Below are 18,981 nucleotides of genomic sequence, written 5' to 3' on the forward strand. Positions count from 1 at the left end.
TTCAGATGGGGGCGCGGCCGCACCGGGACAACGCCCCGTATACTGCTTCATCTTTTTACGCCGATCGCCATGCCTGCCTGGTTCCGTCGTCTTTCGTTGACCCGCCTGTTGCGTGCGCTGGCGATTCTGGTGCTCGCGTGGCTGGCGCTGAGCTGGTTGATGGTGCTGCTGTTGCGCTTCGTGCCGCCATGGACGTCCGCGGTGATGGTGGAGCGCCAGCTGGGCGCATGGGTCCACGGCGAGAAGGATTTCCGGTTGCGCCAGCACTGGGTACCGTGGAACCAGGTCTCGCCCTGGGTGCCACTGGCGATGGTGGCCGGGGAGGACCAGAAGTTTCCCTACCACCACGGTTTCGACTTCGATTCCATCCATGACGCGATGGATGCCGCCGACGAGGGCAAGCGCCTGCGCGGCGCCAGTACGATCAGCCAGCAGACCGCCAAGAACCTGTTCCTGTGGAATGGCCGCAGCTTCGTGCGCAAGGGGCTGGAGGCCTATTTCACCGTGCTGATCGAGTTCACCTGGCCCAAGCAGCGCATCCTGGAGGTGTACGTGAACATCGCCGAGTTGGGCGACGGGATCTACGGCGTCGGCGCCGCCAGCGACGTGTACTTCCATAGCTCGCCGGCGCGACTCGGGCCCGCCCAGGCCGCACGACTGGCCGCGGTGCTGCCAAGTCCCCGACGTATGCACGCCGATCGCCCCAGCGCCTATGTGCAGCGTCGCGCGAACTGGATCCAGCAGCAGATGAACCAGCTCGGTGGGCCCGGTTATATCGAAGGCCATGCGCCCCCACGTCCACGACGTTGAATGCGCCTGCCGCGCCATCCGCACTGATGATTCGCGTGGTCGCGCCGCTTCACAACTTGGCTACACGCCTGTCCGGCACCAGCGTTAAACTCGCTGTCAGACGGCCCGTCCGGGCCGGTGGGAGACCCAAGCATGAGCCAGGTGAAACATCTGCTGGAAAGCAAGGGCAGTACGGTTTTCAGCATTTCTCCGGAGGCACCGGTACTCGAAGCGATCAAGCACATGGCCGAACACCGCGTCGGCGCGCTGCTGGTGATGCGCGGCGACCAGTTGGTCGGCGTGGTCTCCGAGCGCGACTACGCGCGCAAGGTGATCCTGCAGGGTCGTTCGTCGTCGCAGACCTCCGTGTCGGACATCATGAGCGGCACGCCGCTGACCGTGGGTCCGGATACCGACGTGCTCGACTGCATGCGTCTGTGCACCGACAGCCGCGTCCGCCATCTGCCGGTGGTGGAAGGCAATGGTGTCGTCGGGGTGATCTCGATCGGCGATCTGGTCAAGGCCGTGATCGACGCCCAGGCGGAACAGATCGAGCACCTGCAACGCTACATCACTAGCTGAGCCGGATTTCATTGGCCGCGTGATTCAACTCGGCGATGTTCGCTCTTCGCCAGAACGGGCCAGTTGATCGGGGGCCAGATCGGCGGACCAGCCGGCACGCGTGGCCACCCATGTCGCCAGCGTCGCCACGCCGGCACCGAGCAACGCCACGCCGCCGACGCTCAGGCCGACCAGACGTAGTCCGCTGACTGCGCTGGTCACCACCACATCGCCAAAGCGCCACACGGCAGTCTCGACGAAGTTCTTGCCCTTGTAACGGGTCTCACGCGACACCCGCGTGTATAGAGCATCCGTGGCCGGCTTGGTCATGCCATAGGCGAAGCCACGCGTCACCATCATCATCAAGGCCAGCAACGGCACGCTCGCACCGAACAGGATCAGGTTGCTGGTTGCGCCGACTACTGCTACCGCCACCAGCAGCACCACATTCACCAACGATGGCACCACGAGGCCCCAGCCGGCACCGTGTCGGACCAACAGCCAGCGCGTCACGCTCAGCTGCAACACCGCGCCAAGCAGGTTGGTGGCCAGGTCAAGGTTGTTATAGAACTGCGTGCGGGCCACCTCGCCGGTGAAGTGCGCCTTGGCATAATCGGCCACCAGCGCGTAGGCCAGCGTGCCGATGCCGTCGCCGAATAGCATCAGCAGGGCCATGTACCGCAGGAACGGCTGTGACCACAGCGTGCGGACGCCGGCCCACAGCGAGCCACCGATCACATCGTTGCCGCGGCTGTGCAGTTGGCGATCGGCCTGGGCCGAAAGGCGCAGCAAGAGCGCGAGCGACAGGCTTAAAGCCAGCGCCGACGCCACCAGCAGCGGTGCCACCCCGATCAGCTGCACCAGGAACTTGGTCACCAACGGGCCGAAGATGGCTCCAGCCATACCGCCCAGCGCGATCAGCGGAAATGCCTTGCGCGCCTCGCCGCTGGAAAAGATGTCGGCCATGAAGCTCCAGAAGAGCGACACCACGAACAGGTTGAACACGCTGACCCACACGTAGAACACCACACCCAAAGTGCGCGCACCGATGCGATCCTGCGCGAGAAAGGCTGGCACGAAGGCCAGCAGGCACAGGATGAAAAAGCTGTAGCTCCAGCCCAGCAACCGGCGACGCGGGAAGCGCGCCACCAGCATGCCGAAGACCGGCGTCAGCAGCAGCATCACCAGGAATACCGCGCCGTAGAAAAGCGGCAGCGATCGCGAGCCCACCGCACCACCGAGCTGGTTCATCACCGGCCGGATGATGTAGTACGAGGTCATCACGAAAAAGAACGCCAGCGCGGACAGCGTGGGCGCGGCGGCTTGTTCCACAACGGTTTGGCGGGGCAAACTCACGGGCACATCCAGCGTGGGGCGCGGCAAGCCTAGCATGCGGTCACGCCCATCCGGGAAGGAGCGGGAAGCCCTTGAACGACTACGACTACGTCATCGTTGGTGCCGGTTCCGCCGGCTGTGTACTGGCCAACCGGCTCAGCGCCGATCCGGGTAAACGGGTGTTGCTGCTGGAGGCCGGCAACACTGACTGGAATCCGCTGATCCACATGCCCGCCGGCATCGCGCGCCTCGCGAACAATCGTCGGCTGAACTGGAACTACCGCACCGAACCCGAACCCGCGCTCAACCAGCGCCGACTGTGGTGGCCACGGGGCAAGACACTGGGCGGCTCCAGCGCGATCAATGCGATGTGTTACATCCGCGGCGTAGCCGCCGACTACGACGGCTGGGCACGTGCCTGCGATGATCCACGCTGGTCCTGGGATCAGGTATTGCCATGGTTCCTGCGCAGCGAGGACAACACACGCGGCGCCGACGCCTGGCACGGTGCCGGCGGGCCGCTCGGTGTTTCCGACCTGCGCCATCACAACGTGCTGTCGGCGGCCCTGATCGACGCGGGCGCCAGCGCAGGCTTCGACCGCCTCGACGATTTCAACCGTCAGCAGCAGGCCGGCTTCGGCCTGTACCAGGTCACCCAGCGCGACGGGGCGCGCTGCTCGGCCGCCACGGCCTATCTGAAACCGGTGCGTCAGCGGCCGAACCTGCATGTGCGTACGCGCGTGCTGGTCGAACGCGTGGTGACCGAACACGGCCACGTGACGGGCGTCCAGCTGCGCCGCGGCCGGCGCGATTCGGAGCGTATCGAAGCGGGCGAGGTGATCCTCGCTGCCGGTGCGATCAACACACCCCAGCTGCTGATGCTGTCAGGGCTCGGTCCGGCCGATCACCTGCGCGAGCACGGCATCGCCGTACTCGCCGACCTGCCCGAAGTCGGCAGCAACCTGCAGGACCATCTGGACATCTGCACGCTCGACGGCAGCAGGCAGAAGGTTACCTACGATCACCTCAACGAACTGACCACCGGCTTGCGCTGGTGGCGTCATCGCGATGGCCCGGGCAGTTCCAATATCGCCGAGGCCGGCGGTTTCGTACGCAGCCGGCTCGCCGACGACGAACGCTGCGACCTCCAGTTCCATTTCGTGCCTGCCCTGCTGGACGACCACGGCCGCCATCGCCTGCCCGGCTACGGCTACACCCTGCACGCCTGTTATCTGCACCCGCGCAGCCGCGGCCATTTGCGCCTGCGCTCGGCCGATCCGGCGCAACCGATCGCGATCCACGCCAATTACCTGAGCGATCCGGAAGGAAACGACCTGAAGCGGATGATTGAGGCCGCACGAGTGTCGCGCACGATTCTCGATCAACCGGCCTTCGATGCGTATCGTGGTGAGCCGATGTTTCCCGAGCGGCGGATCAGCAGCGATGCCGAGTACGCCGACTTCATCCGGCGCAAGGCGGAAACCATCTATCACCCGGTCGGCTCGTGCCGCATGGGCAAGGATGATCGCGCCGTGGTGGACAGCGAGCTACGCGTGCGTGGCGTGTCCGGTCTGCGGGTTGTCGATGCCTCGGTGATGCCTGGCCTGCCCACCGGCAACACCAATGCGCCGACCATCATGATTGCGGAGCGCGCCAGCGCGCTGATCCTCGACAAGGCCTGAGCCGTCCCTGTGGGCGCGACTTCAGTCGCGAGGCTTTTGATCAGTTTCCCGTGTCGGGAAATCGCGACTGAAGTCGCTCCTGCAAGAGCACGCGAGGTGCGCCTTACGCCGGCAACGGACAGTGCAGGCTGGCGCAGATCACCCGCAGCAATTCAGCCTCTTCCACGCTGACCAAGCCATCGGCGTGGATCGCACTGGCCAGGCTCTGGATCACCAGCTCCTTGGCCGCCGGCATCAGTCCATCCAGGTCCTCGAGCGCACGCTCGAACGGCACCTGCCAGGCTGACGGCGGCGCCGACCAATCCAATGCCTCGCCGGGGAAAGCATGTTGCATCGCCAGCAGCCATGCCCGGCGCGCGGCACCTTCATCAGCGGCGCCGTTGATGGCCACCACCGCACAGACCAGCATCACGCTCTTGCGGCACGCCGGCAGTTTTTTCAGACCATCCAGCGGCGTGCGGCGCGGCTGCTGCGCCTCGAGCAATTGCACACGCAGCAGTCGCGCGAGGCAGTACTCGTCGAGATCGACCCGTCCATCTGCCCGCACCAGGGCATCGAGCGTCTCCAGCAAGGTCCGCTGGCGCCCTTCCGGCAGTTGTTTCAGCGCAGGAAAGGCCAGCGCCGCCAGCGGCAGCCTGGATTCGGGCGACAGCGCGTTCACCTCGGCAGCGACCGCCTGCACGGCCTGTTGCACGTCATCACCGAACGCATCGGCAATCATCCGGCGTTGCGTTGCCTGCAACCCGGCCTGGTTCGACAGGGCCAGCGCGAGCACGACAGCCAGCGCGGACTCCGACTGCTGCGCAGCGGTCGTCAACATGGCCGGGATGGCCTGGCGCACGGCAGCGGCGCGCTGGAATCGGGTGGAGTCGGTGGTGCCGCCGGAAGCCGCCTGCGCCAGTACAGCGCCGGCCAGGACGGCCGGCAAGGGGGGCGGCACGCCAAGACCCGGCATACCGAAGTGGCCGGACGGCGTGCGCTTGACCGAAGCTTCCGGCACTGCTTCGGCGGGTTGCTGCAGCGCTGCGGCCAACCGGGCCAGATCTTCTTCGCGAAAACCCGGCTCCAGCGCACGGATACGTTGCAGCAACGGCGGATGGGTGGCGAACAAGGCATTGAATGTGCCGGCTTCGCCGAACAGCATGTGTGCCACTTCCTGTTTGTTGGCCACCTGCAGTTCGGAGCCTTCGCTGAGAATGGCAATCTTCTTCAATGCGCCGGCAATGCCGTCGGTCTGGCGGGTGAACTGCACCGCGGAGGCATCGGCCAGCGACTCGCGCGAACGCGCCACCGCGGCCTGGATCAGTCGCGCAAAGAAATAGCCGATGTAGCCGACTGCGATCAGCGCCAGCCCGATCATCCACACCTGGCCGCCACCACCGTCACGGCGACTGCTGCGGCCGCCGCCAAACCAGATCACCCGGCGTCCCACGATCGCCAGCACCAGGATGCCGAACAACAGGCCCATCAGGCGGATGTTCAATCGCATGTCGCCATTCAGCACGTGGCTGAACTCGTGGGCGATCACGCCCTGCAGCTCGTCACGGCTCAGGTTGTCGAGGCAACCCTGGGTGACGCACACCGCCGCATCGGATGCGGAGTAGCCCGCGGCGAACGCATTGATGCCGGGCTCGTCGGCCAGCAGGTAGATGTCCGGCACCGGCGCGCCCGCCGCAATCGCGACCTCCTCGATCACGTTGCGCAACTGGCGCAGTTTCGGATCGGAAGTATCCGATAGTACCGGCACCGCGCCAACGCTTTCAACGACCTTCTTGCCACCGCCGGACAGGCTCATGATGCGGAACAGCGAACTGAGGCCGATGCCGGCCAGCACCACCACACTGCTGACGAGCAGCAATAACAGGTTCGATGCGACCGGCTCCCCGTCGACCGGATGCCGGCCCAGCGCAAACCACACCACCACATCGATGGTCGCCACGATCGCGATCACGGCCAGCACGAACAGCATCACCAGCCGTCGGCTGCTGCCGCGTACGCGCGCCTGTTGCGCAAAGAAATCCATGGAGACTCCGGATATGCATCGCGGCATTCGCCGCGATGCAGCGGCGATCAGCTGAAGGAAACCTTCGGCACGTCGCGCACGGCCGGATCCTCGATCTTCAGCGGCTCGGCCACAGCGAAACCGAACCCGTTCGCCACAACGGAGGCCGGAAAGACCTCGCGCTTGTTGTTGTAGGTCAGCACCGAGTCGTTATAGGCCTGCCGCGCAAACGCGACCCGATTCTCGGTGGAGGTCAGCTCTTCGGAGAGCTGCATCATCGTCTGGTTTGCCTTCAGGTCGGGATAGGCTTCCTGCAGCGCGAACAAATGACCCAAAGTCTGTGTCAAAGCATTTTCGCTGCTGGCCAACTGCTGCATCGCGGCCGGATCGCCCGGGTTGGCCTTGGCACCGGCCAGCCCGTTGACCGCTGCATTGCGGGCCTGCACCACGGCTTCGAGGGTACCCCGCTCGTGCGCGAGGTAACCCTTGGCGGTCTCGACCAGGTTCGGGATCAGGTCGTGCCGACGGGTCAGCTGCACATCAATCTGTGCAAAGGCATTCTTGTAGCCATTGCGCGATGTCACCAGTCCGTTGTAGATCGACACGAAGTACAAGACAATCAGAACGACAACAATCAGAACAATGATCAGGCCCATCGCCAAGCTCTCCACCCTGAGGCGCATCCCCACGCCGGAATCACATCAGAATACCATGCAGTTTCAAAAGATCTTTCTGCTGATCGCGGGCACACTCGGACTGGCCTGCACACCGGTTTTCGCCGCCTCGCCCCCTCCTTCGACAACGCCGGGCAGCTTGCACGGCATGCCGCAGACACTGCCGCCAGCGCGGGTCAAGCAAACTCTCGCCGACTACCAACGCTGGTTGAATCGCCTGCCCGAGCACCATGCCGTGGCCGGACTGGTCACCGCCGTGGTGGTCAATGACAAGGTGGTCTTCGAGGGAACGGTTGGCTATGCCGATGCGGCCACCAAGCAGCCGGTCACGCCGAACACGGTGTTTCGACTGGCATCGCTGTCGAAGGCCTTCGCCACCGCGATCACCGGCCTGCTGGTCGAGGACGGCAAGCTGGGCTGGGACACCAAGCTGGTCGACGTACTGCCTTACTTCAAGCTCAAGGACATGGAGGCCGCCTCCCAGGCCACGGTGAGCGACATCCTGGGGCAGCGGCTGGGACTGCCGCGCAATACCTACGACAGCATGCTCGAGGACGACATCCCGTACGAAGAGCTGGTCCGCAAACTCGACGAGGTGAGCCTGGTCTGCGGTGTCGGCCAGTGCTACGGCTACCAGAACGTCGCCTTCGGCATGATCGGCGACGTGATACTCGCGCGCACCGGGGACTTCTTCTATCGCCAGGTCGACAAGCGCCTGTTCTACCCGCTGGGCATGGCCACCGCCAGCTACGGTCGTGCCGCGCTGGAATCCAGCAAGAGCTGGGCACGTCCGCATCGTGCCTCCAGCCGCGGCTGGATACCGTTCGAACCGAACGAAACCTACTACAGGGTCGCGCCGGCCGCCGGCGTCAACGCCAGCCTGCGCGACATGGAAAAATGGCTGATCGCGCAAATGGGCGGCCGCCCCGACGTGCTGCCAGCCTCGTTGCTCGATGTGCTTCACACACCGGGCGTCGCCACGCCCAGCGAACTGCATGCCACACCGTGGCGCCGGGCACGCCTGACAGCCGCCCACTATGCACTGGGCTGGCGGGTATACGAATACGGTGGCGAAACCCTGATCTATCACGCCGGCGCGGTGGCCGGTTACCGCACCATGATCGGCTTCTTTCCGAAATACCACGCTGGCGTGGTTACCCTCTGGAACTCCACCGGCCCCATTCCCAGCGGCTTGATGCCGATGGTGCTCGACGACCTGCTCGGCTTGCCCCACGTGGACTGGGCCAACATCGAAGGCCAGGCGAAGGCATCGGCGCCGCCTGCCAGGAAACGCAAACCCGCACGCAAGCGTCGGCCGGTGCATCGCCACTGAGCGAGGGTCATCCACTCGAACGGAAGACGGCGCATGGAAACCCATGCGCCGTCCGTCTATTGCGAGTGTGTCAAGCCGGGTTCGATCAGAGCTTGAACTCGATCCGCTGCTGCTTGGTGGTTGATACCGCCACGCCGTTCTTCATCGCCGGCGTGAACCGGTAACGTCCCACGGCGTCCTCCGCGGAGCGATCGAATACGCGCCGCGGCTGCGATTCGAGCACCTTGATGTCGGCGGTTCGCCCGTCGGCATCGACCGTGAATGAAACCAGCACCCAGCCTTCCTGCCGCGCACGCATCGCCGCCGTGGGATAACGCGCCGGAGATGCCTTCAGCAGCACCGCGGTACTGCTCTGTCCGCCCGCGCTGCCACTATCGGCCGAGGCCGTGTCGTCGCTCGCCACCGGCGGGGGAGCCGCGGGCTGGCTCGCCTGCTGCGCTGCGCGAGCCTTTGCCTGCCGCTCCTGTTCGGCCAGCTGGGCCTGCTGTTGCTCGACCAGCTTCACTTGCGCCACCTTGTCCGCTGCAGCCTTCTGGGTGGCCAGCTCCTGCGCCTTCTGCTGATCGGCAGCAAGCTGCTGCTGCTTGTCCAGCGTCTTGCGCTGGGCATCGAGCTTCGAGCGCAGGATGGTCAGGGTGAAGTTGGTCGGATCCGCCTTGGCCAGCAGGTCGATCTGGCGCTGCGCTTCGTTGAAGTCACGCGAGTTGATCGCCTGCTCGGCCGATGTGGCCGCAAACGGGAACGTCTCGCGCAATGCGTCGGAAGCGACCTTGTTGCCAGGATCCTTTTCCATCGCGCGCAGGTAGAACTCGAACGCGTTGTTGCCGGTGGGCGCCAGGTAACGCTGTTCGTTCATCGCGGTACGTGCTTCGGCCAGCAGCTGATTGACGTCCATCGCTGCCACGTTGGCCGGTGGCGGTGCCGCTCGCGTCGCGGTAGAGACCGGCGTGGACGGATGCCCGCCCGAGTCGGCCATCATCAACTCCTGGTGCGGCTTGATGATCAGGAACCATGCGCCAACCGCCAGCAGGGCGATGACGACGATGACGGCGATGGCTACGGGCCGAACGGCCCCACGCGCATGCCTGCGTGTTTCGAGTATGTATCGGGTATCCATGGTCTCTCGCTGAGTGTCGACAGATACCCGCGCTTTTTCCCCCTGTCGATCCAGGAGCGGCGAATCCCCCGGATTCACCGCGGCGCGGATGTGCGAAAGGTAACCCCAATGGCACAGCACGGCAAATAGTGCGTGGTTTCACGGCATCGGGCGGGAAATTGTGCAGGGAGGCTGCCAGGAATCCGGTCCGGGTAACCCGTTCCCCGCGGCGACCGGTCCGACATGGCAATGACGCGGCGCACCGGGTGGACCGGCGGCGTTTTCCAACTCCACAAACGAAGCATCCCGGCCGGAGCCGGGACGAATCTTCTCGAAGTGCTCTCCCCGCGCTGGGCACCGCGGGGAGAGAAGTCGATGTTGCTTGTCTTATTGGTGGTGTTGCTTGTTGACGCGTATTACTTACTTCTTGGCTTTGGTTTTGGAAGCCTTCGCGGTCCTGGTGGCTTTCATCACCTTGGCCGGAGCAGCTTTCTTGGCGGCGGCCTTCTTCGGCGCAGCCTTCTTCGCGACCTTCTTCACCGCGACTTTCTTCACGGCGGCTTTCTTGGCAGCTGCCGGTTTCCGGGCAGCAGCTTTCTTGGCGGCCGGCTTCTTGGCAGCCGACTTCTTGGCGGCAGCCTTCTTCACGGCGGGCTTCCTGGCGACCGGCTTCTTGGCCGCAGGCTTCTTCGTGGTGGACTTCTTGGCGGCGGCCTTCTTGGCGGCCGGTTTCTTTGCAGTGGATTTCTTGGCAGTGGCCATGGTTCGTCTCAGCTCCTCATCAGTTGGCAGTGGTTGCCCAGTAAAAGCGTGCAGGAACGCTTCAACCAACAAGTCGCTGTTGGTAGCGTGCCGAAGATTGTTCACTTGACGGTGGGTGCGCAAATCGGAAAGCCGCCGCAATACATGCAGCGGAATCGAGACAGTGATCTTGCGTACTGCATTGGCCTTTTCACCGTGCTCGACATAGGGCTTGATGAATTTCGTTGTTGCCATAAAACGCATTCCCCGTGATCTGTTGCGAAAGCTATCCCTGAAGATTTCAGCTGTCAATTGATTTTAGTCATGAAATCAAACCACTTCACCCCACCCCAATCCACCCGGGAGTCCGTCATGGCAAGGCTTTGGCCATATTTGATGGCATTATCAATTGGACGTCCAAACGTCCATATAATATTTGTATGAAAACAGCGTGGAGTCCCGCAACCGTTGCCACACCTTGATTTCAAGGCATGCACCCGCCGAAAGTGCAATAGACGGCCGTCACGACAACTCCATTTCAGGAGGCCAAATCCTGTCTTCCGGAACGTCCCCGGGAGATGAACGGAACACGACTGAAGTCGCCAAAATCCACATTTTCGACACGAAAAAAAATTTGGCCGGGCGGCCCCAAAACGTCCGGCCGCGCCCCAGACGGCCCGTCGTGGTGTCGGTAACGCCGTCGAGCGAAGACACGAACGCGACGACTTCGAGCGAAGAAATGCATCGACAATGGCATGCACGCGACGCGCAAACTTCATCGCGAATTCTTCCGCTCCACCGCGAAGAAGTCGACGAAGGAATCACCGGCGTCGATCAATGGCATGGCATGTATCGATACCGAAAACGACACCGGCCGCACTCGGCGGCCGGCGGGTCACACGATGGCGAGGTTCAGTGGTCTTCGTTCTCGACCAGCTCTTCGTAATCGTTCGCGTCGAGCAGCTCATCGAGCTCGGCACGATCGCTGGGGCGCACCAGGAAGATCCAGCCTTCGCCGAATGCGTCCTCATTGATGGTCTCGGGCTTGTCGTTGAGCAGCTCGTTGATCTCCACCACCTCACCGGACACCGGCGAATAGATGTCCGAGGCCGCCTTCACCGATTCCACCACGGCTGCGCCGGTGCCGGCCTTCACGGCAGAACCGATTTCCGGAAGTTCGACGTAGACCAGGTCACCGAGCTGGCCCTGCGCGTGGTCGGAGATGCCCACCCGGACCAGGCCGTCGTCTTCGACGCGGGCCCACTCGTGGGACTTGAGGAATTTCAGATCGCCAGGAATCTCGCTCATGATCGGGGTCCAGTTGTTTGATTGGGTCAGGTTATCGGCGGAGATTCTAGCCATATCCGCCGTGATAGAAACGTGCCGTGGCACGGCACAACGCGTGGCTCAAATCCCCTCGCAGGGTTTGCCATCACGTACAAATGGATATTTCACTAGCCGCAGCGGCACTTCACGTCCGCGGATGTCGACACGCACGTCGCCCGGCTCGCCGGCCGGTATGCGCGCAAACCCCACCGCCTTGTTGAGGGTCGGCGCAAAACTGCCGGAAAGGATTTCACCCTCGCCAGCGGTGGTCAGCACCTTCTGGCCATGACGCAGCACGCCCTTGTCGTCCAGGACCACCCCGACCATCACTCGCGGCACGCCGGCAGTCTTCTGCTGCTTGAGTGCGGCGCGGCCGATGAACATGCGGCCTTCGTCCAGTGCGATGGTCCAGCCGAGGTTGGCCTCCCACGGCGAGACGGATTCGTCCATGTCCTGGCCGTACAGGTTCATGCCGGCCTCCAGTCGCAGCGTGTCGCGCGCACCGAGGCCGGCCGGGGCCACCCCGGCGCCGAGCAGCGCTTCCCACAGCGCGACGGCGTGATCGTTCGGCACGATGATCTCGAAACCATCCTCGCCGGTGTAACCGGTGCGCGCCACGAACAACGGCATGCCATGCGGGCCCTGCGCCGCCGCCGCGGAAAATTTGCCGAGCTTGGCGATGCGTGGCCGGTCGACTTCATGCAGCAGGCCAAGCACCTTGTCGCGCGCATTCGGCCCCTGTACCGCGATCATGGCGAAGTCCGGACGCTCCTTCACCTCCACGTCGAACGCCTTCGCCTGACCTTCGATCCAGGCCAGGTCCTTGTCGCGGGTGGCCGCATTGACCACCAGGCGGAAGTGCGCCTCGTCGAAGAAGTACACGATCAGGTCGTCGATCACGCCACCCTGCTCGTTCAACATGCATGAGTAGAGTGCCTTGCCGGTGACTTTCAGCTTGTCGACGCTGTTGGCCAGCAGGTGGCGCAGAAATTCGCGGGTGCGCGCGCCGTGCAGGTCGACCACGGTCATGTGTGAAACGTCGAACATGCCGGCATCGCGACGCACCGCGTGATGCTCCTCGATCTGCGAACCGTAGTTGATCGGCATGTCCCAACCGCCGAAATCGACCATGCGTGCGCCAAGCGCACGATGGGTGGCGTTGAGTACGGTCTTCTCGGTCATCTGCGGGGTCGCCTGGCGGGGAAAGTCCTGCATTATCGCTGGCGGCCCCGATCAATCCAAGCGATACCCGGTCTGAAAGCGAATCAGCGCACACCAGGCAATTGCGCGATGACCTGTTCGGCCAGTTGCTCGACCTGCATGCCGTTGCCGCCCAGCAGATGGATGTCCGGCGACTGCGGGCGTTCGTACGGGGCATCGATGCCGGTGAAGTTGCGGATCGTGCCCGCACGCGCCTTTCGATAGAGGCCCTTGGGATCGCGCCGCTCGCACTCTTCCAGCGGCGTATCCACGAACACCTCCATGAACTCCGCCGCGGCGAACAGCTCGCGCGCCGATCGCCGCTCACTGCGGTACGGCGAAATCGCACTGACCAGCACGATCAGGCCCGCATCCACCATCAGATGCGCCACTTCGGCAATCCGGCGGATGTTTTCGACGCGATCCTGCGGCGTGAAGCCCAGATCGCGGTTGATGCCGTGCCGCACGTTGTCGCCGTCGAGCAGATAGGTGTGGTACCCCAGCGCATGCAAACGCCGCTCGACCAGGTTCGCCACGGTCGACTTGCCGGCGCCGGACAGGCCGGTAAACCAAAGGCACAGCGGCTGTTGTCCCTTGCTGTCAGCACGCACCGCCTTGTCGATGTCGACGTGTTGCCAATGCACGTTGGCCGAACGCTCCAGGGCAAAGTCCAGCATGCCGCATGCCACCGTGGCGTTGCTTTGTCGGTCGATGAGGATGAAGCCGCCCAGCGTGCGGTTGTCCGCGTACGCCTCGAATGCGATCTCGTCGTCCAGGCCCAACGCGCAATAACCCACCTCGTTGAGCACGAGCTGCCGGGCGGCGAGTTTCGCCTGGCTGTTGACGTCCACCTTGTGCTTGATCGACATCACCCGCGCGTTGACCGTGCGGCTGCCTATCTTCAACCAGTAGGTGCGATTGGGCAGCAGGGCCGCATCGCCCAGCCACAGCAGGTGACAGGTGAACTGGTCGGCGACCGGGGCGGGGTGCAGCGCATCGGCGATCACGTCGCCGCGGCTCACGTCGATCTCGCGATCCAGGCACAGCGTTACCGCCTGGCCATCCGTGGCGACGGACAGATCGCCACTGGCAGTGACGATGCGATCGATGCGCGCGCGTTGTCCGCCCGGCTGCACCACGACGTCATCGCCAGGTTCCACGCGGCCACCGCAGACCGTGCCGGCATAACCACGGAATGCGTGATCCGGACGGTTCACCCACTGCACCGGCATGCGGAATTGGGTCGCGCGGAACGGCGTGACATCGGCCGACTCCAGCAACTCGAGCAGGCTGCCGCCCGTGTACCAGGGCATCAGCGACGAACGCGAACCCACGTTCTCGCCACTGAGCGCGGCCACCGGCAGGCAGTGCACCTGGGCAATGCCCAGATCCTGTGCCAGCCCACGGTATTCGTTGGCCATCCGCTCATAGGTCGCCTGGTCGTAGTCGACCAGGTCCATCTTGTTCACCGCCAGAACGACCTGCCGGATGCCCAGCAGGCCGCATATATAGGTGTGCCTGCGCGTTTGCACCAACACACCCTTGCGCGCGTCGACCAGCACCACGGCCAGTTCGGCATGTGAGGCGCCGGTGGCCATGTTGCGCGTGTACTGTTCGTGACCCGGGCAATCGGCCACGATGAAACTGCGTCGCGCCGTGTGGAAGTAGCGATACGCCACGTCGATAGTGATGCCCTGCTGGCGCTCCGCGTCCAGGCCATCGGTAAGCAGGGCGAAATCGAGTACCTCGGCGGCGCCACCGTGCTGGCGGCGGCTGTCGCGGGCCAGTGCCGCCAGTTGGTCGTCCGGCAGCATGCCGGCGTCATACAACAGCCGGCCGAGCAGGCTGCTCTTGCCGTCGTCCACGCTGCCGCAGGTGATGAAACGGAGCAGGCCCGGTGCGTTCGACGCGGCCATCAGAAGTAGCCTTCCTGTTTCTTGCGTTCCATCGACGCGGCCGGGTCCTGATCGATCACCCGACCCTGCCGCTCGGAGCTGCGTGAGTTGGCCATCTCGTCGATGATCTTCGCCAGCGTGTCGGCCGAGGACTCCACCGCACCGGTGAGCGGGTAGCAGCCCAGCGTGCGGAAGCGCACCTCGCGCATCTGCACGACCTCGCCCTCGCGCAGCACGAAACGATCATCGTCGATCATGATCAGTGCCCCGTCGCGCTCGACCACCGGGCGCGGCTTGGCGAAATAGAGCGGCACCACCTCGATGCCCTCCCGCTCGATGTATCGCCACACATCCATCTCGGTCCAGTTGGACAGCGGAAACACTCGCACACTCTCGCCCTTGCGGATGGCTGTGTTGTACGTGTGCCAGAACTCGGGGCGCTGGTTGCGCGGATCCCAGCGGTGCTGCGCATTGCGAAACGAGAAAACCCGCTCCTTCGCGCGCGACTTCTCCTCGTCACGCCGCGCGCCGCCGATGGCGGCATCGAAACCGTACTGATCCAGTGCCTGCTTCAGCGCCGCGGTTTTCATCACGTCGGTATGCACGGTGGCGCCGTGGGTCAACGGCGAGATGCCCTGGTGCAGGCCGTCCTGGTTGATGTGCACCAGGATCTCCACATCGCCGGCCGCGGCCAACCGGTCGCGGAACGCGATCATCTCGCGGAACTTCCAGGTCGTGTCGACGTGCAGCAAAGGCATCGGCGGACGCGCCGGAAAGAACGCCTTGCGCAACAGGTGCAGCAGCACCGCGGAGTCCTTGCCGATCGAGTACAGCATCACCGGCCGCTGGTAGCCTGCCAGCACCTCGCGAAAGATGTGGATGCTTTCCGCCTCGAGGTCATCGAGATGGGTATGCGGGTGCGTGGACGCAGCGGTCATGCCATGAGTGATTCGACGAAGGTTTCCACGCGGCGATGCGCCTTGCCGCGGCGGAACCTCGGCAGCTGCAGAACGCACCTCATGCCATCACCGGATACGCCGGGTCGGCATCCAGCGTCGCCGCGCAGACCGCCGCCAGTTCCAGCAGGCGAAGGTCCGAACCGCGTGCACCAACCAGTTGCAGGCCAACCGGCATGCCATTGGCCAGGCTGCCCATCGGCAGGCTCACCGCAGGACAACCGGCCAGGCTGGCGAAGCTGGTCAGGTCGGCCTGCGAATCGGGTACCGGACCGTCCAGCGGAAACGCGCCCTGCGGCGTGGTCGGCAATACCAAGACGTCGACCTGGGCGAACAAGCGGCGCATCTTCAGGGTGGCCGCGTCGAGTACCCGATCGGCCACCGCGTAATCCGCCGCGCTCTTGCCGGCCGCATATCCGAGCATGTTGCGAAAACGCGCGGACACCGGGTGTTCCGGGTTGGCCATATCTGCCGCAAAGGTGCCCAGCATCTCCGCCTCCATCAACAGCAGGCCGGCCCGGCGAGTGCGCCCGAAATCCCAGTCGGCGAAATCGACCGTGCGCCGGTCGCCCAGCGCATGCGGCAACTTCGCCATGGCGGTCTCGAACAGCTCCACGACTTCCGGCTGCACGCCAACGGCGGCCAGATCGGGTAACAGGCCCGCACGCAGATTGCCGGGCTCCCAATCCGGCAGCGCGAAGGCGACGCGGCGACGTCGCGAGCGCGCATCGTCGGCGTCATAACCGGCCAGTACCTGCAGCAGCACCGTGAGGTCATCCGCGCTGCGCGCCAGCAGGCCCACCGCATCGAGCCGGCGTGCGGCCGGCACCAGGCCGCGAGCGGAGATCTCGCCATGCGTGGGCTTCAGCGCATAGATGCCGCAATAGCTGGCCGGGATGCGGATCGAACCGAGGCTGTCCGAGCCGACCGCCGCCACCGCCAGACCTGCAGCGACCGCCGCTGCCGCTCCGCCGGACGAGCCGCCGGCGCTGTAGCCGTGACGATGCGGATTGTGGGTGGCGCCGAAATGCGGGTTGTCGGTGGTCGCGCCCAGTGCGCCCTCGTCCATGTTGGTCTTGCCCAGCAGAATCGCGCCGGACGCACGCAGTCGCGCCACCACATGGGCGTCTTCCGGCGCGGGCTTGTCGCGACCCGGCAGACCGCACCGGGTCGGCCAGCCGGCCATGTCAAAATTGTCCTTCAAGGCCAACGGGATGCCATCCAGTCGGCCGATCACGCCGTCGCGGCGACGCCGGTCCGCCATGTTCGCCTGTTCCTGCAGCAGGCCGGATCGTTGATCGACATAGGCGTTCAGTTCCGGATTGAGCCGCTCAATCGCCTGCTGGTAGACATCGGCCAGCGCCTGCGGCTGTACCCGGCCCACTGCCAGCCAATGCAACAGTTGGCACAACGTGGCGCGGCGCAGGTCGAGATCGGCGATCGGCGGCATCGAATTCATGGACACTCCTTCATATGAGGCCTGATTATCACCGCGTCTGATGAAGTGATTGCAAGCGGTAACGCAGCACGCGTTGCCGCACGGCACCTTAAACCGGACAATGACGGTCTGATATGTACCGCCACGCACGGCTGCAGCCGTGCCACCACCCGCATGCTGGAGTCCGCCATGAGCGACCGCGAAACCATGGAATACGACGTCATCGTCGTCGGCGCCGGCCCGGCCGGCCTGTCGTTCGCGATCCGCCTCAAGCAGCTGAAGCCCGAGATAAACGTGTGCGTGATCGAGAAAGCCTCGACCATCGGCGCGCAGATCCTGTCCGGCGCGGTGATCGAACCGCAGCCACTGGATGCCCTGCTGCCCGGCTGGCGCGACAACCCCCCACCCATCTGCGTACCGGCTGGCGAAGACGAATTCTGGCTGCTCAGCAAGGATGGCGGGCGCAAATTGCCGGTGCCGCCGGGCATGCGCAACCATGGCAACTTCATCGTCTCGCTGGGTGCGATGTGCTCCTGGCTGGCACCACAAGCCGAGGCGCTGGGGGTGGATGTATTCCCCGGCTTCGCTGCTGCGGACACCATCTATAACGAGGACGGCTCGGTGGCCGGCGTGCGCATCGGCGACATGGGCGTGGCGAAGGACGGCACGCACAAGCCCGGCTACACCGAAGGCATCGACATCAAGGCCAAGGTCACCGTGCTTGCCGAAGGCGCGCGCGGCAGCCTGACCAAGCAGTTGATCAAGCGCTTCAAGCTGGACGCCGACAGCGATCCGCAGGGCTACTCCATCGGCATCAAGGAGCTGTGGCAGGTGCCCGCCGGTCGCGCCACGCCGGGCAAGATCGTGCACAGCTTCGGCTGGCCCGCCGATACGCATACTTATGGCGGCAGCTTCCTGTATCACCTGGACCAGGACCGCATCGCGCTCGGCTACATCAGCGGTCTCGACTACAGCGATCCGGAATACAAACCGTGGGAAGCGTTCCAGCAATGGAAGAACCATTCCATGGTGAAGCCATTGCTGGAAGGCGGCACGATCCTTTCCGCCGGCGCCCGCGCCATCGTCACCGGCGGCTGGCAATCGCTGCCGAAATGCGAAATGCCCGGTGCGCTGCTGATCGGCGACACCGCCGGCCTGCTCAACGTACCCAAGATCAAGGGCACGCACCAGGCATTGAAGAGCGGCATGCTGGCCGCCGAGCATCTCGCCGCCAGCGGTCTCGACGCCAGCGGTTTCGACGCGAAACTGCGTGGTTCGGAGGTCATGGCGGAGTTGAAGAAGGTGCGCAACATCAAGCCCGCCTTCAAGAAGGGCTTGTGGTTCGGCCTGCTCAACGCGGCGTGGGAAACCGTCACCGTCGGCCTGTCGCCGTGGACGCTGAAGAACAAGGCCGACTGGTCGTCACTGCACAAGGTCGGCGCGCAGGAAGAGCCCAAGCGCGACTACCTGCAGCGCACACTGGCCCCGCGCGACCGCCTGGCCGGCGTCTACTTCGCCGCCACCGAGCACGACGAAGACCAGCCGATCCACCTGCACGTGGCCGATACCAGCATCTGCATCGATCAATGCACCACCGAATACGACAATCCGTGCACCCGCTTCTGCCCCGCCAATGTCTATGAAATCGTTCAGGACGAAACCGGCAAACGCCTGCAGATCAACGCTGCCAACTGTGTGCATTGCAAGACCTGCGACATCAAGGATCCGTACGAAATCATCACCTGGGTGACGCCGGAAGGTGGCTCGGGGCCGAATTACCAGAATCTTTGAGCGGTCGAGGGCAGTCCACTGGCCAGCAACCTGCAATGGCGTCTGAAACGCCTCGGCTACCTGTGGCAGCGCACGCGCGGCAGCTTTGCGCTGCGCGGCTGGCGTGGCACGCTGGCGCGAATTCGGCAGGAGCTGGAGTCGCGACCCGAGGTCGATGACGCC

General features: G+C 64.4%; 15 protein-coding genes. 5 read left to right on the forward strand and 10 right to left on the reverse strand.

Annotated features, from left to right (window positions below):
* Nucleotides 1-69 precede the first annotated feature (69 nt).
* Both mtgA and ACPPVV_RS15745 read left to right on the forward strand, forming a co-directional pair.
* Nucleotides 70-810 carry a monofunctional biosynthetic peptidoglycan transglycosylase gene (gene mtgA / locus ACPPVV_RS15740; RefSeq protein ID WP_426700811.1) on the forward strand — a complete coding sequence of 247 codons (741 nt, stop codon included), beginning with the start codon at nt 70-72 and terminating at the stop codon, nt 808-810.
* A gap of 132 nt (nt 811-942) precedes the next feature.
* On the forward strand, nt 943-1,371 hold the full coding sequence (locus tag ACPPVV_RS15745; protein ID WP_426700812.1) for a CBS domain-containing protein: 429 nt from the start codon (nt 943-945) through the stop codon (nt 1,369-1,371).
* A 24-nt stretch (nt 1,372-1,395) separates the two neighbouring features.
* On the opposite strand, the gene ACPPVV_RS15750 is transcribed toward ACPPVV_RS15745, so the two are convergent.
* The gene (locus tag ACPPVV_RS15750; protein WP_426700813.1) at nt 1,396-2,706 is read right to left on the reverse strand and encodes an NTP/NDP exchange transporter; all 1,311 of its coding nucleotides are present in this window, start codon (nt 2,704-2,706) and stop codon (nt 1,396-1,398) included.
* Between the two features lie 71 nt (nt 2,707-2,777).
* On the opposite strand from ACPPVV_RS15750, the gene ACPPVV_RS15755 reads away from it, so the two are divergent.
* On the forward strand, nt 2,778-4,367 hold the full coding sequence (locus ACPPVV_RS15755) for a GMC family oxidoreductase (protein ID WP_426700814.1): 1,590 nt from the start codon (nt 2,778-2,780) through the stop codon (nt 4,365-4,367).
* Nucleotides 4,368-4,470: 103 nt separating this feature from the next.
* On the opposite strand, the gene ACPPVV_RS15760 is transcribed toward ACPPVV_RS15755, so the two are convergent.
* Together ACPPVV_RS15760 and ACPPVV_RS15765 are read right to left on the reverse strand one after the other, a co-directional pair.
* Nucleotides 4,471-6,390, reverse strand: a complete 1,920-nt coding sequence (locus ACPPVV_RS15760) for a M48 family metallopeptidase (RefSeq protein ID WP_426700815.1) — start codon at nt 6,388-6,390, stop codon at nt 4,471-4,473.
* A 47-nt stretch (nt 6,391-6,437) separates the two neighbouring features.
* Complete coding sequence (locus tag ACPPVV_RS15765) at nt 6,438-7,025, reverse strand: LemA family protein (RefSeq protein ID WP_426703258.1); 588 nt, start codon at nt 7,023-7,025, stop codon at nt 6,438-6,440.
* A 55-nt stretch (nt 7,026-7,080) separates the two neighbouring features.
* Here ACPPVV_RS15765 and ACPPVV_RS15770 point away from each other — a divergent pair, with 55 nt between their 5' ends.
* Nucleotides 7,081-8,376: a serine hydrolase domain-containing protein gene (locus ACPPVV_RS15770; protein ID WP_426700816.1), complete on the forward strand. Its 1,296-nt coding sequence runs from the start codon at nt 7,081-7,083 to the stop codon at nt 8,374-8,376.
* Nucleotides 8,377-8,461: 85 nt separating this feature from the next.
* Here ACPPVV_RS15770 and ACPPVV_RS15775 read toward each other — a convergent pair whose 3' ends face one another.
* From ACPPVV_RS15775 to ACPPVV_RS15805, 7 genes are all read right to left on the reverse strand, one after another.
* The gene (locus ACPPVV_RS15775; protein ID WP_426700817.1) at nt 8,462-9,493 is read right to left on the reverse strand and encodes an energy transducer TonB; all 1,032 of its coding nucleotides are present in this window, start codon (nt 9,491-9,493) and stop codon (nt 8,462-8,464) included.
* A gap of 399 nt (nt 9,494-9,892) precedes the next feature.
* Entirely contained in the window at nt 9,893-10,468 is a 576-nt protein-coding gene (gene metJ / locus ACPPVV_RS15780; protein WP_426700818.1) for a met regulon transcriptional regulator MetJ, read from the reverse strand.
* A gap of 657 nt (nt 10,469-11,125) precedes the next feature.
* Complete coding sequence (gcvH, locus tag ACPPVV_RS15785) at nt 11,126-11,521, reverse strand: glycine cleavage system protein GcvH (protein WP_426700819.1); 396 nt, start codon at nt 11,519-11,521, stop codon at nt 11,126-11,128.
* Between the two features lie 99 nt (nt 11,522-11,620).
* On the reverse strand, nt 11,621-12,721 hold the full coding sequence (gene gcvT / locus ACPPVV_RS15790; RefSeq protein WP_426700820.1) for a glycine cleavage system aminomethyltransferase GcvT: 1,101 nt from the start codon (nt 12,719-12,721) through the stop codon (nt 11,621-11,623).
* 83 nt (nt 12,722-12,804) lie between these two features.
* Nucleotides 12,805-14,655 (reverse strand): adenylyl-sulfate kinase, encoded by a 1,851-nt coding sequence (cysC, locus tag ACPPVV_RS15795; protein WP_426700821.1) that lies wholly within the window; start codon nt 14,653-14,655, stop codon nt 12,805-12,807.
* Nucleotides 14,655-15,572, reverse strand: coding sequence for a sulfate adenylyltransferase subunit CysD (gene cysD / locus ACPPVV_RS15800; RefSeq protein ID WP_426700822.1), 918 nt, complete (start codon nt 15,570-15,572; stop codon nt 14,655-14,657). Before cysD ends, cysC begins: the two co-directional genes overlap by 1 nt.
* A 79-nt stretch (nt 15,573-15,651) precedes the next feature.
* A complete protein-coding gene (locus tag ACPPVV_RS15805) occupies nt 15,652-17,049 on the reverse strand; it encodes an amidase (RefSeq protein ID WP_426700823.1) in 1,398 nt (465 codons plus the stop codon).
* 168 nt (nt 17,050-17,217) lie between these two features.
* Here ACPPVV_RS15805 and ACPPVV_RS15810 point away from each other — a divergent pair, with 168 nt between their 5' ends.
* Nucleotides 17,218-18,819: a 4Fe-4S dicluster domain-containing protein gene (locus ACPPVV_RS15810; RefSeq protein WP_426700824.1), complete on the forward strand. Its 1,602-nt coding sequence runs from the start codon at nt 17,218-17,220 to the stop codon at nt 18,817-18,819.
* Nucleotides 18,820-18,981 lie beyond the last annotated feature (162 nt).

The organism is Rhodanobacter sp. Col0626 (assembly GCF_049994385.1).
Taxonomy (GTDB): Bacteria; Pseudomonadota; Gammaproteobacteria; order Xanthomonadales; family Rhodanobacteraceae; genus Rhodanobacter.